This is a genomic window from Nostoc sp. 2RC, assembly GCF_014222165.1.
Classification (GTDB): domain Bacteria; phylum Cyanobacteriota; class Cyanobacteriia; order Cyanobacteriales; family Nostocaceae; genus Nostoc; species Nostoc linckia.
The window spans coordinates 1-4,335 of the sequence record NZ_JACKZU010000512.1 but is presented as its reverse complement, the minus strand read 5'-3'; the positions used below and the strand labels follow the sequence as shown (position 1 = coordinate 4,335).

Annotated in this window: 3 protein-coding genes; 1 reads left to right on the top strand and 2 read right to left on the bottom strand. The window is 41.3% G+C overall.

What is annotated here, in order from left to right:
* Positions 1 to 92: 92 nt before the first annotated feature.
* Positions 93 to 1,061 carry an MvdD family ATP-grasp ribosomal peptide maturase gene (locus tag GNE10_RS32385; RefSeq protein ID WP_185570089.1) on the top strand — a complete coding sequence of 323 codons (969 nt, stop codon included), beginning with the start codon at positions 93 to 95 and terminating at the stop codon, positions 1,059 to 1,061.
* Positions 1,062 to 1,323: 262 nt separating this feature from the next.
* On the opposite strand, the gene GNE10_RS32380 is transcribed toward GNE10_RS32385, so the two are convergent.
* Complete coding sequence (locus tag GNE10_RS32380; RefSeq protein WP_185570087.1) at positions 1,324 to 2,490, bottom strand: hypothetical protein; 1,167 nt, start codon at positions 2,488 to 2,490, stop codon at positions 1,324 to 1,326.
* Between the two features lie 877 nt (positions 2,491 to 3,367).
* Entirely contained in the window at positions 3,368 to 4,231 is an 864-nt protein-coding gene (locus GNE10_RS32375; RefSeq protein WP_185570085.1) for an oxaloacetate decarboxylase, read from the bottom strand.
* Between the last annotated feature and the right edge of the window lie 104 nt (positions 4,232 to 4,335).

Here is a 4,335-nt window from a genome sequence, read left to right as displayed (position 1 = left end):
TAACTCCTAACTCCTAACTCCTAACTCCTAACTCCTAACTCCTAACTCCTAACTCCTAACTCCTAACTCCTAACTCCCCACCTCCCCTTCAAATGACTATTTTTATCATTACTCACAGCCAAGATAACGAAAGTATTCCTCTAGTTATGCAAGCAATTGCAGACCAAGGAGGAAAAGCATTTCGTTTTGACACAGATAGATTTCCTACGGAAATTCAGTTAGATGTTTATTATGGAAAAACTGAACGAGTTACTCTCAGTGTGGATGACCAAACATTAGATTTAAATGAGGTGTCAGCAGTTTGGTATCGGCGCATTGCTATTGGTTCGAGAATTCCCGATTCGATGGATAGGCAACTCAGACAAGCTTCATTGAAAGAATCTCGCGTCACTATTGAGGGGATGATTGCTAGTATTCAGGGTTTTCATCTCGATCCTTTACCGAATATTCGCCGAGCTGAAAATAAGCAATTGCAATTACAGATAGCACGAAAAATTGGTTTAGATACGCCACGGACATTAACTACAAATAATCCCTTGGCAGTGAAACAATTTGCCCAAGAGTGTCATCAAGGAATAATTACAAAAATGCTTTCTTCCTTCGCCATTTATGATGAACAAGGACGAGAAAAAGTTGTGTTTACAAATCCAATTTCATCTGAAGATTTAGAGAATCTTGATGGCTTACGTTTCTGCCCAATGACATTTCAAGAAAAAATTCCTAAAGCTTTGGAGTTGCGAACAACTATTGTAGGTAAACGGGTGCTGACGGCTGCGGTTGATTCTCAAGCTTTAGATAAAGCGCGTTACGATTGGCGCAAACAAGGAATTGCTTTACTTGATGCTTGGGAAGCATACACTTTACCTGAAGATGTGAAAGAAAAATTACTCAAATTGATGGCAGAATTCCGGTTGAATTACGGTGCTATTGATATTATTTTGACACCAGATAATAGGTATGTATTTCTTGAAGTGAACCCAGTCGGCGAATTCTTTTGGCTGGAACGCCATCCTCAGTTACCAATTTCTAAAGCGATCGCTGAAGTTTTACAGAACAATTGAAGAAGAATTCAGGAGTCAGGAGTCAGAATTCAGGAGTCAGAATTCAGGAGTCAGAATTCAGGAGTCAGAATCAATGAGTGGGGGATTCAGACCCACCACTAGTCTAAACTCCAGTCCAAATCAAATCGAATTTTCATACATCAATAGAGTTCTTGCAGAAGTCGGGACAAGGGGAAAGGAGGGAAGGTTTGGTATTTTCCCTTTCCCCTTTAACCTTTCCCCTTTCCCCACAAAAGTGCAAAAAGCGCTTTTGCACTTTTGTCTAATAACGAAATACCGCAGCTAGTGGTGTATCATCTGGCATATCTGCTGACTCAACTGCATAAACGATACCGCCATTTAAGATTGTTTGAGTGGCTGCGAAATCTAATAATTCTTCATCATCAGGTTGTGCATTGAAATGCACTTCAACCCTTTGGCTACCTGAGTCAAAAGTACCCCACTGCTGTTGATTGAGGGCGACAATTAATTTATCAACGCGTCCCTGGTAAGCTGCGGGAATAGTTTCTTTAATTTGGCTGGAGGCTTTTCCAGTTCCCAATAATTGCCTGTATTGATTTATTGCTTCTTGCTGTGCTTGGAAAAATAATGGTTCTACTATTTTCCAAGCTTGGGCGTGTAATTCTTCTGGTGACAGTAGTTCTGGATTACCTGTTATGCCAACATCCATGAGGTAAGGATAAGTATTTGCTTCTCGGTAAATCGGCAAAAGATATTCCACCCCAGCCAGCACTAAGGGAGCGTGTTCTGCTTTTAGTAACTCCTGCAATGCTTCATTTACCCGATGAAAGTATATGCTGAGATTTTCCTTTTCATCCTCATCACCAGCGCCATGACCGTGAAATACCGTGACTCCATTAGGAGCGGCGCGTCGTCCACCTGCTGCGCCTGGAGTGCCTGTATGGGATGTTGTTTGTCTTTCTGGTTCTTCAAACCGCAATACCTCTGCTAAAGTTGGCAGCACATCGGTCAAATCAATCTCTTGAATATGGTGGTGTGTACCTTCTAATAACCGAATCAAATTATGGCTGAGAGCCAGGATATAAAAATGTCCATCGCTTTGGAATAAGGGTAATAGAGGTTTCAGGTAAAAATGGTTACTAACATTTACTAATTCTGGAAAATCTACAGGTAAGGAGTAATAACGCAAAAAGTCCTGGGAGCGGAAGATTGCTAAACCATGACTCTGCTGTTGCCAAAATTCATACTTATCTAGCTCTCTGACTGATTCGAGTAAGTTTTTTGCATCTTCAGTACGCCAACCATGTTCAATCAGGCGTTCTTCAGCTTCTCGGATTAAATTCCTAAAACGGATTGGGTTTTGTTGTGTGTCTGAACCAGCGTGACAAGTTGGTAGAAAAATCGATACGCAGACTTCTTTTGATTGTTTTGCTAGTGTTTCGAGTTCTGTAATCGAAAGTAATTTCATTTTTTTGTCTCCTGTTTACACACAAGGGGTAGGGCCAATACGGTTCGGTTAAAGGGGAAAGGGGAAAGGGGAAAGGTTTCAAATACATCCTTTACCCCTTAACCTTTTCCCAGACCACAAGGCAAGTTCATACTGCTTGAACCGTATTAGGGGTAAGGCTGAGCTGACTTTTCACGTTATATGGAAAAGTCCACGGAAAATCTAACTTCCAAACCAAGAATTCAAAGTTTCTCTCCTGCGAGGAGAGAGATTTAGAGAGCAATACAGTTCAGTTAAGCCTTTCTTTCTTTCTTCTCTTTGCGTCCTTCTCTGACGAGACGCTGCGCGAATGCGTCCTTGGCGGTAGCCTGCGGCAAGCCGCTACGCGTCTACGTTAAAAAAATTGAATTTGACCAAGAGTTTTAGCCTTAACTGAACCGTATTGATTTAGAGAGAGGTTTTCCAGATATCGTGAAAAGTTAGTAAGGCTGAGACGTTTTTTTGTGTGGTGAATTTTAAACGCAAAGAAACGCAAAGTCAGCGCAGAGGTACGCAGAGTATTTCTGTGAAAATTCACTGCGAATTGATAAGTGAGTTTGGAGTTAAGGATTTTTTGCTTGTCCTTTATCTGTTCTTTTGCTTTTACAACAAACTAAGTAAGATTCATCTTGATGACTTTTTTCTTATTGCCTTTTGCTGTTCAGGTTACAAGGAAAATTTGAGGAACTTGTGAAGCCATCGTGCTATTTAATTTTTGTTCGATAATTTGACTGAAAAAATTCTCACGTTTTGTTCACATTTTGTTGACTGATGACTGATGAGTTATTATTCTTACCTGCCTGTTGCACGGATTTACACATGAAAACTACTGTGTGAATGTAGCAGATGTAGCCAAAGTTCAGGATTTGAAATCTTGTTCCATTTGTAAATATTCAGGAACGCCAACCAGTTCTTGAAAATCTTGAAAGTTAACTAAGTTGGGCAAATTCGCTGTGGTTCCTTGTTGTTTGAGATGTTGAAAACAAGCTTTCATGACTTGTGTAACAGCGAGTAAAGCAGTCACGGGAAAAAATGCAATTTTGAAACCTAACTTTTGTAATTCAATTGCGGAAATTTCTGGAGTTTTACCACCTTCGACGATATTTGCTACTAGCGGTACATCAGGAAAAGCAGTAGCGATCGCTTTTAATTCATCAACAGATTGCGGAGCTTCCACAAACAGTATATCTGCTCCCGCCGCTATGTAAGCTTTACCACGGGCAATGGCTTCTGCTAAACCTAAGGGGCCACGCGCATCAGTCCGGGCAATAATTACTAAACCGCTATCGCCACGGGCTTGTACTGCGGCGCGAATTTTTCTTGCATGTTCGGCTTGGGGAATCACTCGCTTACCTTCAAAGTGTCCGCACTTTTTCGGCCATTCCTGATCTTCCAACAACACCCCAGCAACACCCAACTGTACGGCATCTTTAATGGTACGAGTTACATTTAAAGCGTTACCATAACCCGTATCTAAATCAGCGATTAAAGGAATATTAATCGATTGAGCTATTCGCCCCACACTGTAAAGCATTTCCGTAGCCGTGACAAAGCCATAATCTGGCAAACCCAAAACAGAAGCCGCAATTCCAAAGCCACTGGTAGCCACGACTTCAAAACCCTGTTGTTCAGCTAACTTAGCTCCCAAACAATCATAAACACCAGGAATCACAATAATTTCTGGACGCGCTAGTAATTGCCGTAATCTTTGGCAAGCAGACATAAACTAAATAGATAAAGTAAAAGCATCCCCCTTTTGAGAATACAGTAACACGCGCTAGTGGTACGCCAAGGCAACTTGGCTTTTTAAAGGGGAAGGGGTAAAGG

What these genes read in the sequence shown, in the direction of transcription:
- GNE10_RS32385 (WP_185570089.1), top strand. Translation starts at nt 93, where the DNA reads ATGACTATTTTTATCATTACTCACAGCCAAGATAACGAAAGTATTCCT.
- GNE10_RS32380 (WP_185570087.1), bottom strand. Translation starts at nt 2,490, where the DNA reads ATGAAATTACTTTCGATTACAGAACTCGAAACACTAGCAAAACAATCA.
- GNE10_RS32375 (WP_185570085.1), bottom strand. Translation starts at nt 4,231, where the DNA reads ATGTCTGCTTGCCAAAGATTACGGCAATTACTAGCGCGTCCAGAAATT.